Annotated in this window: 21 protein-coding genes; 16 read left to right on the top strand and 5 right to left on the bottom strand. The window is 72.2% G+C overall.

Translation table 11 applies throughout. The annotated features are described in order from the left end of the window. Positions 1 to 66: 66 nt before the first annotated feature. The 11 genes from bioB to OHA17_RS33555 all read left to right on the top strand — a co-directional run bounded on the left by bioB (position 67) and on the right by OHA17_RS33555 (position 11,955). Complete coding sequence (gene bioB / locus OHA17_RS33605) at positions 67 to 1,287, top strand: biotin synthase BioB (RefSeq protein ID WP_398877848.1); 1,221 nt, start codon at positions 67 to 69, stop codon at positions 1,285 to 1,287. Then, complete coding sequence (locus tag OHA17_RS33600) at positions 1,280 to 2,569, top strand: adenosylmethionine--8-amino-7-oxononanoate transaminase (protein ID WP_406509610.1); 1,290 nt, start codon at positions 1,280 to 1,282, stop codon at positions 2,567 to 2,569. The genes bioB and OHA17_RS33600 overlap by 8 nt, the downstream gene beginning before the upstream one ends. A 1-nt stretch (position 2,570) precedes the next feature. After that, the gene (gene bioD / locus OHA17_RS33595) at positions 2,571 to 3,263 is read left to right on the top strand and encodes a dethiobiotin synthase (protein ID WP_406509609.1); all 693 of its coding nucleotides are present in this window, start codon (positions 2,571 to 2,573) and stop codon (positions 3,261 to 3,263) included. Next, entirely contained in the window at positions 3,263 to 3,625 is a 363-nt protein-coding gene (locus tag OHA17_RS33590; protein WP_406509608.1) for a VOC family protein, read from the top strand. The genes bioD and OHA17_RS33590 overlap by 1 nt, the downstream gene beginning before the upstream one ends. Positions 3,626 to 3,713: 88 nt before the next feature. Continuing rightward, positions 3,714 to 4,412 carry a class I SAM-dependent methyltransferase gene (locus tag OHA17_RS33585; RefSeq protein WP_406509607.1) on the top strand — a complete coding sequence of 233 codons (699 nt, stop codon included), beginning with the start codon at positions 3,714 to 3,716 and terminating at the stop codon, positions 4,410 to 4,412. 150 nt (positions 4,413 to 4,562) lie between these two features. Then, positions 4,563 to 5,378 (top strand): ABC transporter ATP-binding protein, encoded by an 816-nt coding sequence (locus OHA17_RS33580; protein ID WP_406509606.1) that lies wholly within the window; start codon positions 4,563 to 4,565, stop codon positions 5,376 to 5,378. A 5-nt stretch (positions 5,379 to 5,383) separates the two neighbouring features. Beyond that, positions 5,384 to 7,951 carry an ABC transporter permease gene (locus OHA17_RS33575; protein WP_406509605.1) on the top strand — a complete coding sequence of 856 codons (2,568 nt, stop codon included), beginning with the start codon at positions 5,384 to 5,386 and terminating at the stop codon, positions 7,949 to 7,951. 24 nt (positions 7,952 to 7,975) lie between these two features. Beyond that, entirely contained in the window at positions 7,976 to 8,860 is an 885-nt protein-coding gene (locus OHA17_RS33570; RefSeq protein ID WP_406509604.1) for a TIGR03621 family F420-dependent LLM class oxidoreductase, read from the top strand. Positions 8,861 to 8,942: 82 nt separating this feature from the next. After that, entirely contained in the window at positions 8,943 to 9,431 is a 489-nt protein-coding gene (locus OHA17_RS33565) for a GNAT family N-acetyltransferase (protein ID WP_406509603.1), read from the top strand. Positions 9,432 to 9,598: 167 nt separating this feature from the next. Then, positions 9,599 to 10,936, top strand: a complete 1,338-nt coding sequence (locus tag OHA17_RS33560) for a hemolysin family protein (protein WP_406509602.1) — start codon at positions 9,599 to 9,601, stop codon at positions 10,934 to 10,936. Beyond that, positions 10,933 to 11,955 (top strand): hemolysin family protein, encoded by a 1,023-nt coding sequence (locus OHA17_RS33555; protein ID WP_406509601.1) that lies wholly within the window; start codon positions 10,933 to 10,935, stop codon positions 11,953 to 11,955. The genes OHA17_RS33560 and OHA17_RS33555 overlap by 4 nt, the downstream gene beginning before the upstream one ends. A 4-nt stretch (positions 11,956 to 11,959) precedes the next feature. On the opposite strand, the gene OHA17_RS33550 is transcribed toward OHA17_RS33555, so the two are convergent. After that, positions 11,960 to 12,214 (bottom strand): holin, encoded by a 255-nt coding sequence (locus tag OHA17_RS33550; RefSeq protein ID WP_199826865.1) that lies wholly within the window; start codon positions 12,212 to 12,214, stop codon positions 11,960 to 11,962. A gap of 181 nt (positions 12,215 to 12,395) precedes the next feature. Here OHA17_RS33550 and OHA17_RS33545 point away from each other — a divergent pair, with 181 nt between their 5' ends. After that, entirely contained in the window at positions 12,396 to 13,232 is an 837-nt protein-coding gene (locus OHA17_RS33545) for an SGNH/GDSL hydrolase family protein (protein ID WP_406509600.1), read from the top strand. A gap of 81 nt (positions 13,233 to 13,313) precedes the next feature. On the opposite strand, the gene OHA17_RS33540 is transcribed toward OHA17_RS33545, so the two are convergent. Then, on the bottom strand, positions 13,314 to 14,036 hold the full coding sequence (locus OHA17_RS33540) for a GNAT family N-acetyltransferase (protein ID WP_406509599.1): 723 nt from the start codon (positions 14,034 to 14,036) through the stop codon (positions 13,314 to 13,316). 224 nt (positions 14,037 to 14,260) lie between these two features. Between OHA17_RS33540 and def the strand changes: the two genes are divergently transcribed. The 3 genes from def to mug all read left to right on the top strand — a co-directional run bounded on the left by def (position 14,261) and on the right by mug (position 17,052). Continuing rightward, on the top strand, positions 14,261 to 14,908 hold the full coding sequence (def, locus tag OHA17_RS33535; protein WP_406509598.1) for a peptide deformylase: 648 nt from the start codon (positions 14,261 to 14,263) through the stop codon (positions 14,906 to 14,908). A 142-nt stretch (positions 14,909 to 15,050) separates the two neighbouring features. Next, positions 15,051 to 16,493, top strand: a complete 1,443-nt coding sequence (gene purB, locus OHA17_RS33530; protein WP_398877823.1) for an adenylosuccinate lyase — start codon at positions 15,051 to 15,053, stop codon at positions 16,491 to 16,493. A gap of 13 nt (positions 16,494 to 16,506) precedes the next feature. Beyond that, positions 16,507 to 17,052: a G/U mismatch-specific DNA glycosylase gene (mug, locus tag OHA17_RS33525; RefSeq protein WP_406510880.1), complete on the top strand. Its 546-nt coding sequence runs from the start codon at positions 16,507 to 16,509 to the stop codon at positions 17,050 to 17,052. A 51-nt stretch (positions 17,053 to 17,103) separates the two neighbouring features. On the opposite strand, the gene OHA17_RS33520 is transcribed toward mug, so the two are convergent. From OHA17_RS33520 to OHA17_RS33510, 3 genes are all read right to left on the bottom strand, one after another. Continuing rightward, a complete protein-coding gene (locus OHA17_RS33520) occupies positions 17,104 to 17,538 on the bottom strand; it encodes a hypothetical protein (protein WP_398877821.1) in 435 nt (144 codons plus the stop codon). 66 nt (positions 17,539 to 17,604) lie between these two features. After that, on the bottom strand, positions 17,605 to 18,351 hold the full coding sequence (locus OHA17_RS33515) for an ABC transporter permease (RefSeq protein ID WP_406509597.1): 747 nt from the start codon (positions 18,349 to 18,351) through the stop codon (positions 17,605 to 17,607). 3 nt (positions 18,352 to 18,354) lie between these two features. Continuing rightward, positions 18,355 to 19,287, bottom strand: a complete 933-nt coding sequence (locus tag OHA17_RS33510) for an ATP-binding cassette domain-containing protein (RefSeq protein WP_406509596.1) — start codon at positions 19,285 to 19,287, stop codon at positions 18,355 to 18,357. 107 nt (positions 19,288 to 19,394) lie between these two features. On the opposite strand from OHA17_RS33510, the gene OHA17_RS33505 reads away from it, so the two are divergent. Beyond that, the gene (locus OHA17_RS33505; protein ID WP_406509595.1) at positions 19,395 to 20,570 is read left to right on the top strand and encodes a sensor histidine kinase; all 1,176 of its coding nucleotides are present in this window, start codon (positions 19,395 to 19,397) and stop codon (positions 20,568 to 20,570) included. Position 20,571 lies beyond the last annotated feature (1 nt).

The following is a 20,571-nucleotide window of genomic DNA, read 5'->3' as shown; positions in this document are numbered from 1 at the left end:
CAAACGGCCCGTGTTGTGGGATCCCTACCTTGGCCACAGGCGGTGCCGTGCGCGAAGATCGGCGCCATGGACCTGCTGAACACGCTGGTGGACAAGGGGTTGCGGCGCGAACTGCCGACCCGCGAAGAGGCACTCGCCGTGCTGGCGACCTCCGACGACGAACTGCTCGATGTGGTGGCCGCGGCCGGCAAGGTGCGCCGCCAGTGGTTCGGACGCCGGGTGAAGCTGAACTATCTGGTCAACCTGAAGTCGGGCCTGTGCCCCGAGGACTGTTCGTACTGCTCCCAGCGGCTCGGCTCCAAGGCCGACATCCTGAAGTACACCTGGCTCAAGCCCGACGAGGCCTCCAAGGCCGCGGCCGCGGGCGTCGCGGGCGGCGCCAAGCGGGTCTGCCTGGTGGCCAGCGGCCGCGGCCCCACGGACCGTGACATCGCCCGGGTCTCCGAGACGATCGAGACGATCAAGGAGCAGAACGAGGGCGTCGAGGTCTGTGCCTGCCTCGGTCTCCTCTCGGACGGCCAGGCCGAGCGGCTGCGCGCCGCCGGGGCCGACGCGTACAACCACAACCTGAACACGTCCGAAGGGACGTACGGGGACATTACGACCACGCACACCTATCAGGACCGCGTGGACACCGTGACCAAGGCGCACGACGCGGGTCTGTCGGCCTGCTCCGGTCTGATCGCGGGCATGGGCGAGTCGGACGAGGACCTGGTGGACGTGGTCTTCGCGCTGCGCGACCTCGACCCGGACTCGGTGCCGGTGAACTTCCTCATCCCGTTCGAGGGCACCCCGCTCGGCAAGGAGTGGAACCTCACGCCGCAGCGCTGCCTGCGCATCCTCGCCATGACCCGGTTCGTGTGCCCGGACGTCGAGGTGCGGCTCGCCGGTGGCCGTGAGGTGCATCTGCGCTCGATGCAGCCGCTCGCCCTGCACCTGGTCAACTCGATCTTCCTGGGCGACTACCTGACCAGCGAGGGCCAGGCCGGACAGACCGACCTCGACATGATCGCGGACGCCGGGTTCGAGGTGGAGGGCGCGGGCACCACGACACTTCCGAAGCACCGCGCGGACGCGGTCGCCGCCGCGGGCTGCGGTACGGGCGCCGGCGCCTGCGGTTCGCAGGAGGAGAGCGGCTGCGGCTCCCACGAAGGCGGCGGCTGCGGGCCCTGCGGTGGCCACAGCGCTGTCGAGGTACCCGAGCAGGCGCCCGCGGACCAGGCGCGCACCGATCTGGTGGCCGTGCGCCGCCGCGGCGCGGGGACGGATCTCGCGCCCAATGCCTGAGTACTCCCCCACCGATCTGCTCGACCTGGACCGCCGGCACGTCTGGCATCCGTACGGCCCGATGCCGGGCCGGCAGGAGCAGCTCCTCGTCGAGTCGGCGTCGGGCGTACGGCTGCGCCTTGCCGAACCGGCCCACGGTCAGCGCGAGTTGATCGACGGGATGTCGTCGTGGTGGTCGGCCGTGCACGGCTACAACCACCCGGTGCTCAACGAGGCGGCGCGCTCCCAGCTGGACCGGATGAGCCATGTCATGTTCGGCGGGCTCACCCACGAGCCCGCCGTCCGGCTCGCCGCCCGGCTCGTCGAGATCACGCCCGGGCCGCTCCAGCACGTCTTCCTCAGCGACTCGGGCTCGGTCGCGGTCGAGGTCGCCGTGAAGATGTGCCTGCAGTACTGGCGCTCGGTCGGGCAGCCGCGCAAGCAGCGTCTGCTCACCTGGCGCGGCGGCTACCACGGCGACACCTGGCAGCCGATGTCGGTGTGCGACCCCGACGGCGGGATGCACGAGCTGTGGCAGGGCGCGCTGCCCCGCCAGATCTTCGCCGGCGCTCCGCCCGCGGAGTTCGAGGAGTCGTACGCCCGGGAGCTGCGCGAGACGATCGCGCGGCACGCCGACGAGCTGGCCGCGGTGATCGTGGAGCCGGTGGTGCAGGGCGCGGGCGGCATGCGGTTCCACTCGCCCGCCTACCTGCGGGTGCTGCGCGAGGCCTGCGACGAGCACGGCGTGCTGCTCGTCTTCGACGAGATCGCCTCCGGCTTCGGCCGCACCGGCGCGCTGTTCGCGGCCGACCACGCGGCGCTCTCGCCGGACGTCATGTGCGTCGGCAAGGCGCTGACCGGCGGCTATCTGTCGATGGCGGCGACGCTCTGCACGAGCCGGGTCGCCGAGGGCATCTCCTCGGGCGAGGTCCCCGTGCTCGCCCACGGTCCGACGTTCATGGGCAACCCGCTGGCCGCGTCGGTGGCGCTCGCCTCCATCGACCTGCTGCTCGGCCAGGACTGGCAGGGCGAGGTCAAGCGCATCGCGAGGGGCCTGCTCGACGGCCTTGAGCAGGCCCGCTCGATCGAGGGCGTACGGGACGTCCGGGTGCTCGGCGCCATCGGCGTCGTCCAGCTGGACCACGACGTCGACATGAAGGCGGCGACCGCGGCGGCCGTGCGCGAGGGCGTGTGGCTGCGGCCGTTCAGGGATCTGATCTACACGATGCCGCCCTATGTGACGGGCGACGACGATCTGGCGCGTATCTGCCGTGCGGTGTGCGCGGCGGCGCGGGAGGGCTGAGATGGCGATTCTGGTCGTGAGCGGTACGGGCACCGAGATCGGCAAGACGATCACCACGGCGGCCGTCGCCGCCCTGGCGCTCGCCGCCGGCCGCTCGGTGGCCGTGCTCAAACCGGCTCAGACGGGGGTCGCGCCGGGTGAGCCCGGTGACGTCTTCGAGGTGCGACGGCTCGCCGGCGAGTCGGTGACCGGGGTCGAACTGGCCCGGTTCCCCGAGCCGTTGGCGCCCAACACCTCGGCCCGCCGGGCCGGTATGACGCCCATCGGCCCCCAGGAAGTGGCGGAGGCCGCGGCGAAACTGGCCACCGAGCACGACCTGGTCCTCGTCGAGGGCGCGGGCGGTCTCCTGGTCCGCTTCGACGACGAGGGCGGCACGCTCGCGGACGCGGCCCGGCTGCTCGGTGCCCCCGTCCTGGTGGTGACGCCCGCCGGACTGGGCACACTGAACTCGACGGCCCTGACCGGCGAGGCCCTGCGGGCCCGGGATCTCGAATTCGCCGGGGTCGTCGTGGGCAGCTGGCCGGCCGAGCCGGATCTGGCCTCGCGATGCAATCTCGCGGACCTTCCAGAGGCGGCCGGGGCACGCTTGCTCGGCACTGTGCCCGAGGGCGCCGGACGGCTGGCGCCCGCCGACTTCCGTACCCGAGCGGCCGGTTGGCTCGCCCCGGCGCTCGGCGGCGTTTGGAGTATCTGATGGCTGTTTTACGGGCCCGCCTCGGGCAGCTCGTCGTGGACTGCGCCGACCCGGGGCGGCTCGCCCGCTTCTGGGCCGGGCTGCTCGGCGGGCGCCCCGTGGTGCGCGACTCCTCGTGGGCGTACGTCGATCCGCCGGGCGCGCCGCGCCTCGCCTTCCAGCGCGTACCTGAGGAGAAGGCCGGCAAGAACCGGCTGCACCTGGACCTCGCGGTCGAGGACGTGCGCCGGGCGCGGGCGGCGGCCGTGCGGCGCGGGGCGCGTCCCGTGGGCCAGACCGTGACCGACGCCCAGGGGGCCTTCCAGGTGATGCGGGACCCCGAGGGCAACGAGTTCTGCTTCGTGGAGTCCACGGACGGGTGAGCGGGCGCGCCGCGGGGACAATGGCGGTAACCGGCTGCCCGCAGGATGCCGGCAACCGGCCGGCTGCCCGAGGCTCAGGAGGTCCGACATGGCGCAGCGCACCAAGATCGCCCCGGATGCCGTGCACCACCCCGTGTTCGCCCGCTTCTACGCGCGCTTCAGCGAGGCGATGGACCTGAGAGCCGGCATCGCCGAGCACCGTAGGGAACTGCTCGACGGGCTCTCGGGGCGCGTCATCGAGATCGGCGCGGGCAACGGGCTCAACTTCGCCCACTATCCGGCGGCCGTGTCCGAGGTGGTGGCGATCGAACCGGAGCGCACGCTGAGGCAGCTGGCGGTCCGCGCGGCGCTCCAGGCGGAGGTTCCGGTGGACGTGGTGCCGGGCGCCGCTGAGGCCCTGCCGGTCAAGAGCGAGGCCTTCGACGCGGCGGTCGCCTCGCTGGTGCTGTGCTCGGTACGCGACCTCTCGCGGGCGCTGGGTGAGATCCGCCGGGTGCTGCGCCCGGGCGGCGAGCTGCGGTTCTTCGAGCACGGCCGGGCGGACGGCCGGGCCCTCGCGACGGTGCAGCGCGGCCTGGACCGCACGGTGTGGCCGCTGCTGTTCGGCGGCTGCCACACCGCGCGCGATCCGCTGGGCGCGATCGAGGCGGCGGGCTTCGAGATCGTCGGCTACCGCCATCTGCGGGTGCCCGCCAAGGGCGTCGCATCGCCGTCCTCGCCGTGTGTGCTCGGGGTGGCGCGGCGCCCGGCGCTCGGCCCGGACGAACAGGAGCCCGGGTCCGAGTAGGAGCCGCCGTCCGAGCGTGGCACGTGGCCCTTACATCCGCCTCCCCACACCGGGCCCCGCGACGGATGGCGACGGCTCGGCCCCGGCCTCTACTCTCTTATGCGGTACGGGAGTTGGAGCGGCCATGACGCCACAATCGGGGAGGCGGCCTTGTCCACACCTGCAACGGCACACGCGTACGGCACGGAGCCCGCGGCGCCGGTCGCCGCGCGGGCGCGCGCACTGACCAAGGCGTACGGCAGTGGCGAGACCACGGTGCTCGCCCTGGACTCGGTCGACGTGGACATCGCGCGGGGCGCTTTCACCGCGGTGATGGGTCCTTCGGGTTCGGGGAAGTCGACCCTGATGCACTGTCTGGCCGGGCTCGACACCGTGTCGGCGGGGCAGGTGTGGCTCGGGGACACCGAGATCACCGGGCTCAAGGAGCGGGAGCTCACCCGGCTCAGGCGGGACCGGATCGGCTTCATGTTCCAGTCGTTCAACCTGCTGCCCACGCTCACCGCCGCCGAGAACATCACACTGCCTATGGACATCGCGGGCCGCACCCCGGACCGGGCGTGGGTGGACCGGGTCATCGACACGCTCGGCCTGCGCGACCGCCTCAAGCACCGCCCGGCGCAGTTGTCCGGGGGCCAGCAGCAGCGGGTCGCGTGCGCGCGGGCCCTCGCGTCCCGGCCGGAGCTGATCTTCACGGACGAGCCGACCGGCAACCTGGACTCGCGGGCGGGCGCGGAGGTCCTCTCGTTCCTGCGGGAGGCGGTGGACAGCCTGGAGCAGACCGTGGTGATGGTGACGCACGACCCGGGCGCCGCGGGCCACGCCGATCTGGTCCTCTTCCTGGGCGACGGGCGGATCGTGGACAGGATGGAGCGCCCCACCGCGGAGGCCGTCCTGGAGCGGATGCGGCTCTTCTCCGGCGCCCGGCCGCACCTCGGCGCCCCTGACGACGCACCGCGCAAGAGCTGACCGCCGTGCTGAAGGCGACCCTGCGCGGCTTCCTCGCACACAAGGGACGGCTCCTCCTCTCCGCCCTCGCGGTGGTGCTCTCAGTGGCTTTCGTCGCCGGTTCGCTGATCTTCTCGGACACCGTGGCGCGCACCTTCGACCGGCTCTTCGCCTCGACGTCGGCCGACGTGACCGTCTCGCCGAAGAAGGAGATCGACACCGCGCTGCCGTCCGGCGAGACACCCACCGTGCCGGCCTCGCTCGCCGCTCAGCTCGCCCGCGTCGACGGCGTCGCGGCCGCCCGCATCGACGCGGCCGTCTCCGGCATCACCGTCGTCGATGCCCGCGACCAGGTGGTGGGGCCGACCACCGGCGGACCCACGATCGCCACCAACTGGTACGTGGACAAACGCAGTCCGGTGAAGTTGACGAGTGGTCACGAACCCAGCGGGCCCCACGAGGCGCTGCTCGACAAGGACACCGCGGACAAGAAGAAGGTGCGGATCGGCGACACCCTCACCGTGCTCGCCGGGCCCGGTTCGTTCAAGGTGGGCGTGGTCGGGATCGCCACGTTCACCACCACCAACCCGGGCGCGGCCCTGGTCTTCCTGGACACCCCGACCGCCCAGTCCCGGCTGCTCGGCAAGCCGGACGCGGCGACCAGCATCTCGGTCGACGCCGCCCCGGGCGTCAGCGACGACGTACTGAAGCAGCGCGTCGCGGACCGGCTCGGCGGACGGTACGACCTGAAGACGGCGGCCGAGCAGGCGACGTCGGACGCCGCGCAGCTCGGCGGGTTCCTCAATGTCATCAAGTACCTGATGCTGGGCTTCGCGGGCATCGCCGTGCTCGTCGGGATCTTCCTGATCGTCAACACCTTCTCCATGCTGATCGCCCAACGCACCCGGGAACTGGGCCTGTTGAGGGCTCTGGGTGCCGATCGCGGGCAGGTGCGCCGTTCGGTGCTCCTGGAGGCGCTCCTGCTCGGTCTGGTCGGATCGACGCTCGGCCTCGCCGTCGGCGTCGGGCTCGCCGCCGGGCTCATCGCGCTGATGAGCCTGTTCGGGATGAACCTGAGCGCCGCCGAGATGGTGGTCAACTGGCCCACCCCGGTGGCCGCTTACGCGGTGGGCGTCGGCGTGACGTTCGTCGCCGCCTACCTTCCGGCCCGCCGGGCGGCCAAGGTCTCCCCCATGGCCGCGCTCGTGGACGCCGAAGTGGCGGGCGCGGGGCGGCCGTTGCGGGTACGGGCCGTGGTGGGCGCGTTCCTCGGCGCGGCCGGAGCGGCGGCCCTGGCGGGCTGCGCGGCCAGCGGCAAGGCCTCAACTGCCTCTTCTTTCCTTGGACTTGGCCTCGTACTGACCCTGATCGCGACCGTCGTCGCGGGTCCGCTTCTGGTACGGCCGGTGATCCGGGTGCTCGGCGGGGCGTTCCCGAAGGTGTTCGGCCCGGTGGGCCGGATGAGCCAGCGCAACGCCCTGCGCAATCCGCGGCGCACCGGAGCGACCGCGTCCGCGCTCATGGTCGGCATCGCCCTGGTCACCGGGCTCTCGGTGGCCAGCACCTCGATGTCCAAGTCCTTCGACCAGCAGATCGACCGGGTCCTCGGCGCGGACTTCGTCATCCAGAACGCCAACTTCCAGCCGTTCCCGCAGGAGATCACCGAGCGGATCCGGGCCACGAAGGGCGTGGGCACCGTGGTGCGGCAGCGGTTCGCGCCCGTGCGGGTCACCCTGCCGGACGGGAAGAAGGCCGACACGACGGCGTCCGGCTACGATCCGAAGCTCGACGACGTGGCCCATCTGACGTACGCGAGCGGCGGCACGGCGCAGGCGCTCGCCGCCGACGGCCTCGCGATGGACAAGACGTACGCCCACGACCACGACGTGCGGATCGGCGACTCGCTGCCCGTGCTGTTCTCCTCCGGGCAGCAGGCGCGCCTGACCGTGACGGCGCTGACCGACATGAACCAGGGCAACGGCGGATTCGCGACCGAGGGCGGCCTCTTCATGGGCCTGGCCACGCTGGAGCGGTACGTGCCCGGCGGTCAGGACGCCGCCGTCTATGTGAACGCGGCGAGCGGCACACCCGCCGACCAGCTGCGCGCGGCGCTGAAGACGACGTTGACCTCGTATCCCCAGGTCCAGGTCAGGGACCAGAACGACTACAAGAAGCTGGTGCACGACCAGATCGCGGTGCTGCTCTACCTGGTGTACGCGCTGCTGGGCCTGGCGATCGTGATCGCGGTGCTCGGGGTGGTCAACACCCTTGCCCTGTCGGTGGTCGAGCGGACCAGAGAGATCGGGCTGCTGCGAGCCCTCGGGCTCTCCCGGGTGCAGTTGAGGCGGATGATCCGGCTGGAATCCGTCGTGATCGCCGTCTTCGGCGCACTGCTCGGGCTCGCCTTGGGCATGGTGTGGGGGGTGGCGGTACAGCAGGTGCTCGCGCTCCAGGGCCTCACCGCGTTCGCGGTGCCGTGGTCGACGATCGTCGCGGTCGCGGTGGGCTCGGTGGCCGTCGGCCTGGTGGCGGCGCTGCTGCCCGCGCTGCGGGCCTCGCGGATGAATGTGCTGGCCGCCATCGCGCACGAGTAACTCCCGGACCTCTGAGGAGAGTTGATGACCCGTCCGTTCCGTTTCGCTGTGAACATGGTGACCCCGGCGGTGGGCGGGGAGTGGCGCAAGCGCTGCCGCCGGGCCGAGGAACTGGGCTACGACGTGATCCAGGTGGCCGACCACCTCGGCATGCCCGCGCCGTTCCCCGCCGTGGTCGCCGCCGCGTACGCCACGGAGCGGCCCCGGGTCGGGCCGTTCGTGCTCAACGCCGCGTTCTGGACGCCGGCCCTCCTCGCCCGCGAGATCGCCACGGTGGACGCGCTGACCGACGGCCGCCTGGAGGTCGGGCTCGGCACCGGTTACGTACGCGAGGAGCACGAGCGGGCCGGGGTCGCGTGGCGCACGCCGGGCGGCCGGGTCGACCATCTCGCCCGTACGGTAAGGGAGTTGGAGCGCCTTCTCGGCGACGAGGCGCACGCGGCGCAGCTCGTGCAGCGGCCCCGGCCGCCGCTGCTCATCGGCGCGAAGGGCGACCGGATGCTGCGGCTGACCGCCGAGCACGCGGACATCGCCGCGTTCACCGGGGCGCGGACCTCGCCCGTCGATGGAACGCTCACCGTGATGAACGCCGACGACCTGGCGGAGCGGGTCGCCACCTATCGGCGGTTCGCGGCCGGGCGCGAGACTCCGGCCGAGCTCAACCTGCTGATCCAGTGGGTGGCCGTGACCCGGGACCGGCGGGCCTCGGTGCGCGAATCGCTGCACCGCCTTCCTCATCTCACCGAGGACGAGATGCTCGACCTGCCGGTCCTGCTCATCGGCACGGTGCGACAGATGGCGGACCAACTGCGCGCCCAGCGGGAGCGCTACGGCTTCTCGTACCTCACGGTCCTGGACCCGTACATGGAGGAGTTCGGGGCGGTGATCGAGGAGCTGCGGGGCGAATGAGCGGGCGGCGGGCGTCCGTATCGATCAGCTCCGCATCGACCGGCGTCCGCATGGATCGGGGTCCGCGTGGATCGGCGTCCACGTGGATCGGCGTCCGTATGGCAAAACGGTTCGCCGCGGGTCACGGCCCGGTGGTGGGATGAACGCCATGAACGAGTTGCGCATCCGGGACGCCGGGCCCGAGGACCTGGACGCGGTGCTGGCCTTCTGGAAGACGGCCGCCGAGGGCACCAGCATCAGCGACGACCGCGAGGGCGTCGAGCGCCTCGTCGCCCGCGACCCCGAGACGCTGATCCTCGCCGAGACGGGCGACGATCTTGTCGGCACGGTGATCGCGGGCTTCGACGGGTGGCGCTGCCATCTGTACCGCCTCGCCGTCCACCCGGACCACCGCCGCAAGGGCATCGGCGGGGCGCTGCTCGCCGCGGCCGAGGACCGGTTCGTCGCGCTCGGCGGGCGTCGCGCGGACGCCATGGTCCTGGTCCGCAACGAGCTCGCGCAGCACGCCTGGCAGGCCGCGGGCTACGGGCCCGAGGAGCAGTGGCGCCGCTGGGTGAAGCCGCTGGGCTGAGCGGCCGGGCCACTTCTCTTTGCCAGTGCTTTACCATGGGTGAACCTCTACCCATCGACTGAAAGGTGTGAGCGTCCGCCCATGGGCGAGCCTCCCAGTACCAGCACCGCCGCGCGACACCGCGCGCCCCGCCTCCCCCTGGCCGATCATGGGACGGAGGTGACCCGATGACCGAAGTGCTCCTGCTCCTGGCGGCCGTACTGCTCTCGCTGGTCTGCGCGGTCTTCGTCGCGGCCGAGTTCTCCCTCACCACCGCCGAGCGCAGCGATCTGGAGCGAGCCGTCGAGCGCGGCGAACGAGGTGCCGCCAGCGCGCTGAAGGCCGTGCGGAGCCTCACCTTCCAGCTGTCCGGCGCCCAGCTCGGCATCACCGTGACGGGCCTCGTCATCGGCATGATCGCCAAGCCGTCGATCGCCAAGCTCCTGACCGGCCCGCTCGAAGGACTCGGCCTGTCCGCGACCACCGCGAGCTCGGTGGCCCTGGTGCTCGGCATGGTGCTCTCCACCGTGTTCCTGATGGTCGTCGGCGAGCTGGTCCCCAAGAACTGGGCGATCTCCTCGCCGCTCGCCGTCGCGAAGGTCGTCTCGGCCCCGCAGCGCGCGTTCAGCGCGGCCTTCCGCCCGCTGATCAGCCACCTCAACACCTCGGCCAACCACCTGGTGCGCCGCTTCGGCCTGGAGCCCGCCGAGGAGCTGGCCTCCGCGCGCAGCCCGCAGGAGCTGGTCGCCCTCGCCCGGCACTCGGCCAAGGAGGGCGCCCTTGAGGCGGACACCGCCGAGCTGTTCGTGCGGACCCTCAACCTGGCCGAGCTCAACGCCGAGAACGTGATGACGCCCCGCGTGCAGGTCACCGCGCTCGACATCCAGGCCACCGCCGAGGACGTCGCGAACGCGACCCGCGCCACGGGCCTGTCCCGCTTCCCCGTCTACCGGGGCAGCCTCGACTCGGTCGTCGGCATCGCGCACATCAAGGACGTCCTCGCGGTACCGGCCGAACGCAGGCGGCTGCACCCGGTGACGTCGTTGCTGCGCGAACCGCTCCTCGTGCCCGAGACGCTCACCGTGGACCGGCTCCTGGACCAGCTGTACGGCAAGCGCACCATGGCCGTCGTCATCGACGAGTACGGCGGCACCGCGGGCGTCGTCACCCTGGAGGACATCGTGGAGGAGGTCGTCGGCGAGGTCCGTGACGAGCACGATCCGCACGAGACCCCCGACCTCGCCCCCGCCGGGCAGGACGCCGACGGCCGCTCCCTGTACTCCGCGGACGGCGCCGCCCGCGACGACCAGCTCGCGGCCATCGGCCTGCGCGTGCCGGACGGCCCGTACGAGACCCTCGCAGGTCTCATTGCCACCGAACTTGGCCGGATTCCGACGGTCGGCGACCGGGTGGAGCTGGCTGGCTGGCGCATGGACGTGGTCGACGCGTCCGGCCGGCGCGCGGCCCGCGTCCTGCTGCACGCACCCCTGAACCCCGAGGGCGACGACGAAGAGGCCGGCCGATGATCGCCATCCAGATTCTGATCGGCCTGGCGACGCTGGTCGTCAACGCCTTCTTCGTCGGCGCCGAGTTCGCCCTGATCTCGGTGCGCCGCAGCCAGATCGAACCGCTCGCCGAGGACGGCAACCGCCGCGCCCGCAGCGTCATTTGGGGCCTGGAACACGTCTCGGCCCTGATGGCCGCGGCACAGCTCGGCATCACGCTGTGCACCCTGGTGCTCGGCGTGGTCGCCGAACCAGCCATCGCGCACCTGGTCGCACCGGCCTTCGACGCGGTGGGCGTGCCGGACGGGCTCATCCACCCGGTGTCGTTCGTGCTCGCCCTCGCGGTCGCCACGTATCTGCACATGCTGCTCGGCGAGATGGTGCCGAAGAACATCGCGCTGGCCGAGCCCGCGCGCACTGCGCTGCTCCTCGGCCCGCCTCTTGTGACGCTGGCGCGGGCGCTGCGCCCGGCGATCTTCGCGATCAACGCCTTCGCCAACACCATCCTGAAACTGCTCAGGGTGGACGCCAAGGACCATGTCGCGGCGACCTTCTCGGACGACGAGCTGGCCCGCCTGGTGACCGACGCGGGCCATGCCGGGCTCCTCGACGACCGGGCGGCCGAGCGGCTGCACGACGCCCTTGAGCTGGGACGACGGCCGGTGCGCGATGTGGTCGTACCGCTGGACAAGGTGGTACGGGCCGCGGTCGGCACCACTCCGGAGGAGCTGGAGCGGCTGTCGGCGAGCTCCGGGTTCTCGCGCTTCCCGGTCGTCGACGAGGACAGCCGCATCCTGGGCTATCTGCACGTCAAGGACGCCCTGGACGCGGCGCCGCGCGACGTGGCCTTCCCGGTCGCGGCGCTGCGGCCGATCGCCCGGGTGCGCGCCGCGACCCCCCTCGACGACGTCCTGACCGCGATGCGGCGCAGCCGTACGCACCTGGCGGCGGTCCTCGGCGATGAGGGCAAGCTGGCGGGGCTCGTCACGATGGAGGACGTCCTGCGGGAGCTCGTGGGCCCGCCGGCGGCCGCGGCCTAGCCGATCACTGAACCGGCTTGGCGGGAGTGGCCGGGTTCGTGGTCTCGGTGAGGCCCGGGCCCGGCTGCCCCAGCTGCGAGGAGCCGACCGCCATCAGGACGGCGAGCACCGCGGCCATGCCCGCGGTCGCGAACGCCGCGGTCCAGTGGACGTCGAGGAGGTTGGTCGCGCCGGCCGTGAGGACGGCGGCGAGTGCCTGGGCGAAGGTGCGGATGGCACGCTCGGCGGTGGCTTTCCAAAAGGCCGCGGTGAACAACATCGCACGCTCGCTCTCTCGACGGCCGGGCCCGGCCGGGTTCCAAAAAGTTGATGTGCTCCTGGCATACCGCGGAACGGGCACCGCCGAAAGGGCCTGGTCGGCCTCCTTGCGATCACGGTCCCCACGAGGGCTTTGACGCCCCCGAGCCACTGTCACTACCGCGCGGTACGATCGCTCCGCCATGGAGATGAATGCCTCATACACCAGCTTTGCCGCGATCGGCGACTCCTTCACGGAGGGCATGTCCGACCGGCTTCCCGACGGGTCCTACCGCGGCTGGGCCGATGTGCTCGCCACTCGGCTCGCGGCCCGCACACCCGGCTTCCGGTACGCGAACCTCGCCGTGCGCGGCAAGCTCATCGGGCAGATCGTCGAGGAGCAGGTGGCCGCGGCGGCGACGCTGCGCCCGGACGTCATCACGCTGGTCGGCGGCCTCAACGACACCCTGCGGCCCCAGTGCGACATGGGCCGGGTGCGCGACCTCCTGACGGAGGCGGTCGAGCAGCTCGCCCCCTCCTGCAAGCAGCTGGTCCTGATGCGCAGCCCGGGCCGCAACGGCCCCGTCCTCGACCGCTTCCGCCCGCGCATGGAGGAGCTCTTCTCGTACGTCGATGAACTGGCCGAGCGGCACGGCGCGCTGGTGGTCGACCTGTACGGCGCGCCGGTGCTCGGCGACCAGCGGCTCTGGGACGTGGACCGGCTGCACCTGACGGAGGACGGGCACCGCAGGGTGGCCGAGGCGGTCTGGCAGACGCTGGGCCTGGACGCCGAGGACGACTGGCGCTCCCCCCTGCCCCCGCCGGTCCGCCCCGGCTGGGCCGCGAGCCGCACCGCCGACCTCCGCTTCGCCCGCCAACACCTGGTGCCCTGGATCGGGCGCCGCATCACCGGCCGCTCCTCCGGCGACGGCCGCAGCGGCGCCCACCTCGACGCCGCGCGGGGACGGGCGTTCTGGGTCACGCCGGGGGACGGGGTGGCCGCGGGGCCGGTGTCGGGGTGGGCCCGGGTCGAGGACTGACGGGGCATCAGTTCGGCTTCACCGCACTGACCCATCATCAACTCGGCTTCGCCGAACAGGAGTTGCAGGCCCGACGGCTCGTCACCCCGCCGTGCTCGGCTCCGGCACCCGGGCCGCGAGGAACCGGGTGGTGCGGCGGAGCCGGAACCCCAGCGATTCGTACAGCCTGATCGCGGCGGTGTTGGTGGCCGCGGTGTGCAGGAACGGTGTTTCGCCCCGCTCCCTGATGCCGAAGGCGACCGCGCGGACGAGGCGGGAGCCGAGGCCCTGGCCGCGGAACGCGTCGTCGGTGCAGACCGCGCTGATCTCGGTCCAGCCCGGCGGGTGCAGCCGCTCGCCGGCCATCGCGATCAGCCGGCCCTCGCGGCGGATGCCGAGATAGGTGCCGAGCTCCACGGTGCGGGGCAGGAACGGCCCGGGCCGGGTGCGCTCCACGAGGGCGAGCATGTCGGGCACGTCGTCCGCGCCGAGCCGTATCGCCTCCTCGTCGGGACGGGCGTCCATCGCCTCGTCGACGAGCTGGACGCCCTCCAGGTCGAAGGTGATCTCCCAGCCCTCGGGCAGCTCGACCCGCACCCCGGGGAGCGCCACTTCCGCACCGGGCCCGGCGAGCGCGGCCAGGTCCGCCCAGTCGCCGGCGTCCGGGTCCACGGGCAGCCCGAGCCAGGGCGAGACGTCGGTCTCGTAGCGCAGCACCCTGCCGCGCACCTCGGCGAACCGAGCGTGCGGCCCGGTCAGCGAGGCGTACGCGGGGTTGTCCAGCGGATGCGCCGGGGTCTCGGTGCGGACGGACGCGTTGGTCATGATCTCCTCGCTCGGGATGAGGCAACGTCGGATGAGGCAACGCCGGGGCTCGGGGGCCGCTGTCTGCGCCTTCGACCTCGACTTCGACCTCGACGCCGATCGCTCCGGGCTCCCTCACATGAAAGATCCGATTCCGGCCGCGCATTCCCGGAAGACCGGATTGTTCACAAGGCGGACATGAACCCGGCTGCGCGCCGAGTGATCGTTCTTGGCATGCTGTGGGCATGTCGTCCCCCGCACTCACCGACCTCGTCGACCAACTGCTCGCCGGTTCCGGCCCCTTGCCGATCGTCGCCGCCGGCGACCCCGTGCTGCGCCGGCCGGCCGAACCGGTGGACGACCGCCTGGACCGCAAGCGTCTCGACCGGTTGATCGGGGCGATGCGCGAAACGATGCTCGCCGCTCCCGGCGTCGGCCTCGCCGCACCGCAGGTGGGCCTCCCGCTGCGGCTCGCGGTCATCGAGGACGCGGCGGAGGTCTCGCAGGAGATCAGGCAGGTCCGCGGCCGCGTCCCGCAGCCGTTCCGGGTCTTGATCAATCCGTCGTACGAGCCCGTCGGGCCCGGCCGGGCCGCGTTCTTCGAGGGCTGCCTGAGCGTGCCGGGCTGGGGCGCTGTCGTGGCCCGGCACGCGAACGTACGCCTGCGCGCGCTCGACCAGCACGGCCGCACGGTGGACGAGGTGTTCACCGGCTGGCCCGCCCGCATCGTCCAGCACGAGACCGACCACCTCGACGGCACGCTGTACCTGGACCGCGCGGAGCTGCGCTCGCTGTCCTCGCGGGAGGCGATGGCCGGCCGCTGGGCCCAGCCCACCCCTGCCGCCGCGGCCGAGGCCCTCGGCTTCGAGCTCGGCGACGCGGTGGAGGCGTGAGCACGGCCGTCACCGCGAGCCGACCGCCCGTTCCGCTCCGTGAGCGGTGCGCCCGGCCTCGGCAGCGGCGTACCTTCTCGTAGCAAGGCACAAACCGGGGTGGGGCACTGGCCTGCAGAAATCGCCAGTAGACTCTGGACACGTGACTGCTGTGTCTGCGAAGCCTCGCATCCCGAACGTTCTGGCCGGCCGCTACGCCTCCGCGGAGCTCGCCGTCCTCTGGTCCCCCGAGCAGAAGGTCAAGCTGGAGCGCCAGCTGTGGCTCGCCGTGCTGCGCGCCCAGAAGGACCTGGGGATCGAGGTGCCCGAGGCCGCACTCGCCGACTACGAGCGCGTCATCGACCAGGTCGACCTCGCCTCCATCGCCGAGCGCGAGAAGGTCACCCGGCACGATGTGAAGGCCCGCATCGAGGAGTTCAACGCGCTGGCCGGCCACGAGCAGGTCCACAAGGGCATGACCTCGCGCGACCTGACCGAGAACGTCGAGCAGCTCCAGATCCGGCTCTCCCTCGAACTGATGCGGGACCGCACGGTCGCGGTCCTCGCCCGCCTCGGCAAGCTGTCCGGCGAGTACGCCGAGCTGGTCATGGCCGGGCGCTCGCACAACGTGGCCGCGCAGGCCACGACCCTGGGCAAGCGTTTCGCGACCGCGGCCGACGAGCTGCTGGTGGCGTACGGCCGCCTTGAGGATCTGCTCGCCCGCTACCCGCTGCGCGGCATCAAGGGCCCCGTCGGCACCGCCCAGGACATGCTCGACCTGCTCGGCGGCGACGCCTCGAAGCTCGCCGACCTGGAGCAGCGCATCGCGGGCCACCTCGGCTTCGCGCACGCCTTCACCTCGGTCGGCCAGGTCTACCCGCGCTCCCTCGACTACGACGTGGTGACCGCCCTTGTGCAGCTGGCCGCCGCGCCGTCCTCGGTCGCCAAGACGGTCCGGCTGATGGCCGGGCACGAGCTGGTCACCGAGGGCTTCAAGCCCGGCCAGGTCGGCTCGTCCGCGATGCCGCACAAGATGAACACCCGCTCCTGCGAGCGCGTCAACGGCCTGATGGTCATCCTGCGCGGCTACGCCTCGATGACCGGCGAGCTGGCGGGCGACCAGTGGAACGAGGGTGACGTCTCCTGCTCGGTGGTCCGCCGGGTCGCGCTGCCCGACGCGTTCTTCGCCTTCGACGGCCTGCTCGAAACCTTCCTGACGGTCCTCGACGAGTTCGGCGCGTTCCCCGCCGTCGTCGCCCGTGAGCTGGACCGCTACCTGCCGTTCCTGGCCACGACGAAGGTCCTGATGGCCGCCGTCCGCGCCGGAGTGGGCCGCGAGGCCGCGCACGAGGTCATCAAGGAGCACGCCGTCGCCTCCGCCCTCGCGATGCGCGAGCAGGGCGCCGAGCGCAACGAGCTCCTCGACAAGCTGGCCGCCGACGAGCGCATGCCGCTCGACCGCGCCCAGCTCGACGGCCTGATGGCCGACAAGCTGTCCTTCACCGGTGCCGCCGGCGACCAGGTCACCGCCGTGGTCTCCCGCATCGAGGAGATCGTCAAGCAGCATCCCGCGGCCGCCGGTTACGCCCCGGGCTCGATCCTCTGATCCCGCACCCGTGCTGAGCCCCGAGGAACTCCAGGCCGCCCGCGACACCGTCATCCCCGACGTGATCGCGGGCGGCCTGTCCGTGCTGTTCTGCGGCATCAACCCGAGCCTGATGTCCGGGGCCACGGGCCACCACTTCGCCCGCCCGGGCAACCGCTTCTGGCCGGTGCTGCACCTGTCCGGCTTCACGCCGAGGCAGTTGAAGCCCGCCGAGCAGGGCGAGCTCCTCTCGTACGGTCTCGGCATCACCAATGTGGTGGCCCGGGCCACCGCGCGGGCCGACGAACTCGACGCCGAGGAGTTCCGCGAGGGCGGGCGCCTGCTGGCGGCGAAGGTCGAGCGGCTCCGGCCCGACTGGCTGGCCGTGGTGGGCGTGACCGCCTACCGCACGGCTTTCGGCGACCGCCGGGCCCAGATCGGCCCCCAGGACCACCCGATCGGCACGACCCGGGTCTGGGCGCTGCCCAATCCCAGCGGGCTGAACGCGCACTGGACCGCGCAGACGATGGCCGAGGAGTACGGGCGGTTGCGCGTCGCCGCGCAGGCCGGCCTCGACTGACCCGCGCCGTCGGGGGCGCTCCCCCCTGCACAGGGGCAGGCGTCCCGGCCACTACGGCGGGTCCACCTCCGTCACCGTCACGCTCAGGTCCCAGCCCGGGCCCTCCGCCTCCAGGTCCAGGCCCACGGCTATCCATCTGCCCTCGACCCGCCACAGGTTCAGGAAGTCGAAGCCGACGGCGAACTCCGCCCAGGGCTCCGGTATCGCCTCGCCCGCGACCAGCCGGGCCTGGGCGCTCCAGAGGCTGATCCACTGCGGTTCCTCCCAGCGTCGGGTGAGCTCGGCCACCAGGGCGTCGTGGTCGGCGACGCATTGGGCACGTTTTTCCAGTCGTTCGGTCAGGTCCTCCCATTCCTCCTCGTCGGCGCTCAGGCATGCGCAGTGATATCCCGGGCCGCTCACATCCGCGCCGCTTCGGCTGCGCTCCGCGGGGAATTCCCGGGAGCGCAGCCGGTCGATGTGCTGGAGATACAGAGCGGTGGTCATGTCGTCAGTAAACCGCCCGGCACTGACAATTGGCGTGCCGTCAGCAACTGGACAGCCGCCATCCGGTCAGGCGTCGCGCCGCCGCAGCGCCCACCAGCCGGCGCCCGCCGCGAGCGCCGTCCAGGCCGCCAGGACGGCCATCCCGCTCCACGGCCCGAGCGTCCCGACCGGGTGCTGGAGCAGGACCTGTTGGCCCGCCCGGTCCGGCAGGAAGTCGGCCCCGCTGCCGCCCTGCGACACGTCTCCGACCACGAACGGGACGATCAGGAACAGCGGTACGAGCACGCTCAGCGCGCCGGTGACGCTGCGCAGCAGGGCGGCGACTCCGGCCGAGAGCAGGCTGATCAGGGCCAGATAGAAGGCGCAGCCGACGACCGCGCGCAGCGCGCCCGGATCCGCGATGCCTATGCCGAAGCCCCGGTCCATCAGCGCCTGGCCGCCGAGGAAGCTGATCAGGCCGGCCACCAGGCCGACCGCGAGGACACACCCGCCGATCACCGCGAGTTTGGCGCCGTAGAACAGCGTCCTGTCGGGCACGGCCGCCAGGGATATCCGGATCCCCGCGTTCTTGTATTCACCCGCCATGGCTATGACGCTGAAAATGATCGCTGCCAACTGCCCGAAATTCAGGCCGTAGTAGGAGAACAGCACCGGGTCGAAGTCCGTGCTGCCGGGCTGTGGGCGGCCCAGCGCGGCGCAGACGAGGAGGGAGAGGCCCGCCGTCGCCACGGGGACGGTCAGCAGGGAGCCCACCAGGGAACGCAGCGAACGGACCTTGATCCACTCGGTGTGGAGTACCGCGGGGAACGACATGGTTCAAACCTCCTGGGACTGGGGCGCGCGGGAGGACGTGTACTCCGCCTGGTCGGCGGTCAGATCGAGGTAGGCCTGCTCCAACGTGGCTTCCTCATCGGCGAGTTCGAGGATCGGTATGCCCTCGCGTGCGGCGATCGGGCCGATCTCGTCGACGCGTGCGCCCTCCACCGTCCAGCGTCCGTCCTCTGCCTGGACCGGGTCGAAGCCCTTGCCGAGCAGCAGGGCCCGCAGCCGGGAGCCTTCGGTGGTGCGCAGCCGGACCCTGGGCCGGATCCGGGAGTCGATGAAGTCCCGCATCGGGGTGTCGGCGAGGAGCCGGCCGCGGCCGAGCACGACCAGGTGGTCGGCGAACGACGCGGTCTCGTTCATCAGATGGCTGGAGACGAGCACCGCCCTGCCCTCCCGTGCGAGACCGCGCATCAACTCCCTTGTCCAGATGATCCCTTCGGGGTCCAGGCCGTTGGACGGCTCGTCCAGGATCACGACCGCCGGGTCGCCGAGGAGGGCTGCCGCGATCCCGAGCCGCTGCCGCATCCCGAGCGAGAACGTCTTGATCCGGCGGCCCGCGACCCCCGCGAGCCCGGCTTCCTCCAGGACCTCGGCCACGCGCCGCACCGGTATGCGGTTGCTCACCGCGAGGGCCAGCAGATGGCTGCGGGCCGTGCGGGAGCCGTGCGCGGCCTGTGCGTCGAGCAGGGCGCCCACTTCGCGCAACGGCTCCGTCAGGTCCGCGTACCGGCGGCCGCCGATCAGTGCGGTGCCGGAGGTCGGCCGGTCGAGGCCGAGCAGGATGCGCATGGTGGTGGACTGGCCCGCGCCGTTGGGGCCGAGGAAGCCGGTCACCCGGCCGGGCTCGACCGCGAAGGTGAGCCGGTCCACGGCTCGCGTGGTGCCGTACTCCTTGCGGAGCTCTTGGACGTCGATCCTTGTCATGCCTCAAGCGTCGCCGTCCGCGCAGGTCAGCCGCCTCCCCCGGCGGAGGGGAGCTTCTCCCCCGCACGGGGAAGCCGGATCGATCGGCGCGCTGGGACGATGGGCGAATGCACCGCTCACTTCGCCCGCTGACCCGCCCGGTCACCTACACGCGCTGGCTGCATCTGCTGATCCCGATCGCGTTCGTGGCGATCTGGCTCTTCATCGACATGCAGCGCGTGTGGGTCCTCGGGCTGCTCGTCGTACCGCTCGGGCTGATACCGGCGGTGCGTCTCGAAGAGGGCATTCAGGCGCAGCTCCTTCTCACCCCTGGCGAGCGCGGCAGGCCCGACGCGTCCATCTCGGCCGCGCCGTCGGCCACTTGGCGCGACCGCTGGCGGACCGTGCTCTGGCTGGAGGCGCGGCTCGTGCTGTCCGGCCTGGCGATCGCGGGCACCGTCTGGCTTCCGTCGGTGTCCGTGGACCTGGTCGCGCGCGGACTGGGCGGCGCTCCGCTCGTCTTCGGATGGCTGGCGCCCGGCCTTGCGCCCCACGGCTGGCTCGTGCCGCTCGCGCTGGTGCCGCTCATAGTCATGCCGGCCTGTCTGGTGCTGGCCGGGAACCTCATCACCTTCATCGCGCGCAAGCTGCTCGGCCCTTCGGCCGGCGAGCGGCTCAGCGCGCTCGAAGAGCGGACCGAGCTGCTCCTCGAACGCAACCGCATCGCCCGCGAGATCCACGACTCCATCGGCCATGCGCTGACCGTCGCCGTGGTGCAGGCGGGCGCGGCCCGCGCGGCCGGCGACCCCGCGTTCACCGACCGGGCGCTGGCGGCGATCGAGGAGACCGGCCGGGCCGCCCTGGAGGACCTGGAGCGGGTACTGCTCGTCCTGCGCGAAACGGGCCTGCCGGCCAGTCAGCGCCCCACACTCCTGGAGGCCGACCGGCTCATCGAGTCGGCCCGCGGCTCGGGCGCCGAGGTCGACGCGGAGTTCTCCGGCCCGCTGGAGCAGGTGCCCGGTCCGGTGTCGCGGGAGGGCTACCGCATCCTGCAGGAGGCACTCACCAATGTGCTGCGGCACTCGGGGCCCGTACCCGTGCGGATCCGAATGGCCGTGCTGGGCAGGCGACTTGAGATGGATGTGACCAACCCGCTGACGGGGGCGGCGCCCGGTGGAAAGGGAGGCAGCGGTCTGCGAGGGATGCGGGAGCGGGCCGCTCTGCTCGGAGGGGAGGCGGAGACGGGGGCGCACGAAGGCGAGTGGCGCGTGCGGGTGCGGCTGCCGCTGGACACGCTGATCTGAC

The sequence above is a fragment of the Streptomyces sp. NBC_00212 genome, assembly GCF_045206365.1.
Classification (GTDB): Bacteria; Actinomycetota; Actinomycetes; order Streptomycetales; family Streptomycetaceae; genus Streptomyces.
The sequence above is the reverse complement of the archived record's forward strand: the minus strand, read 5'-3'. Positions and strand labels throughout refer to the sequence as shown.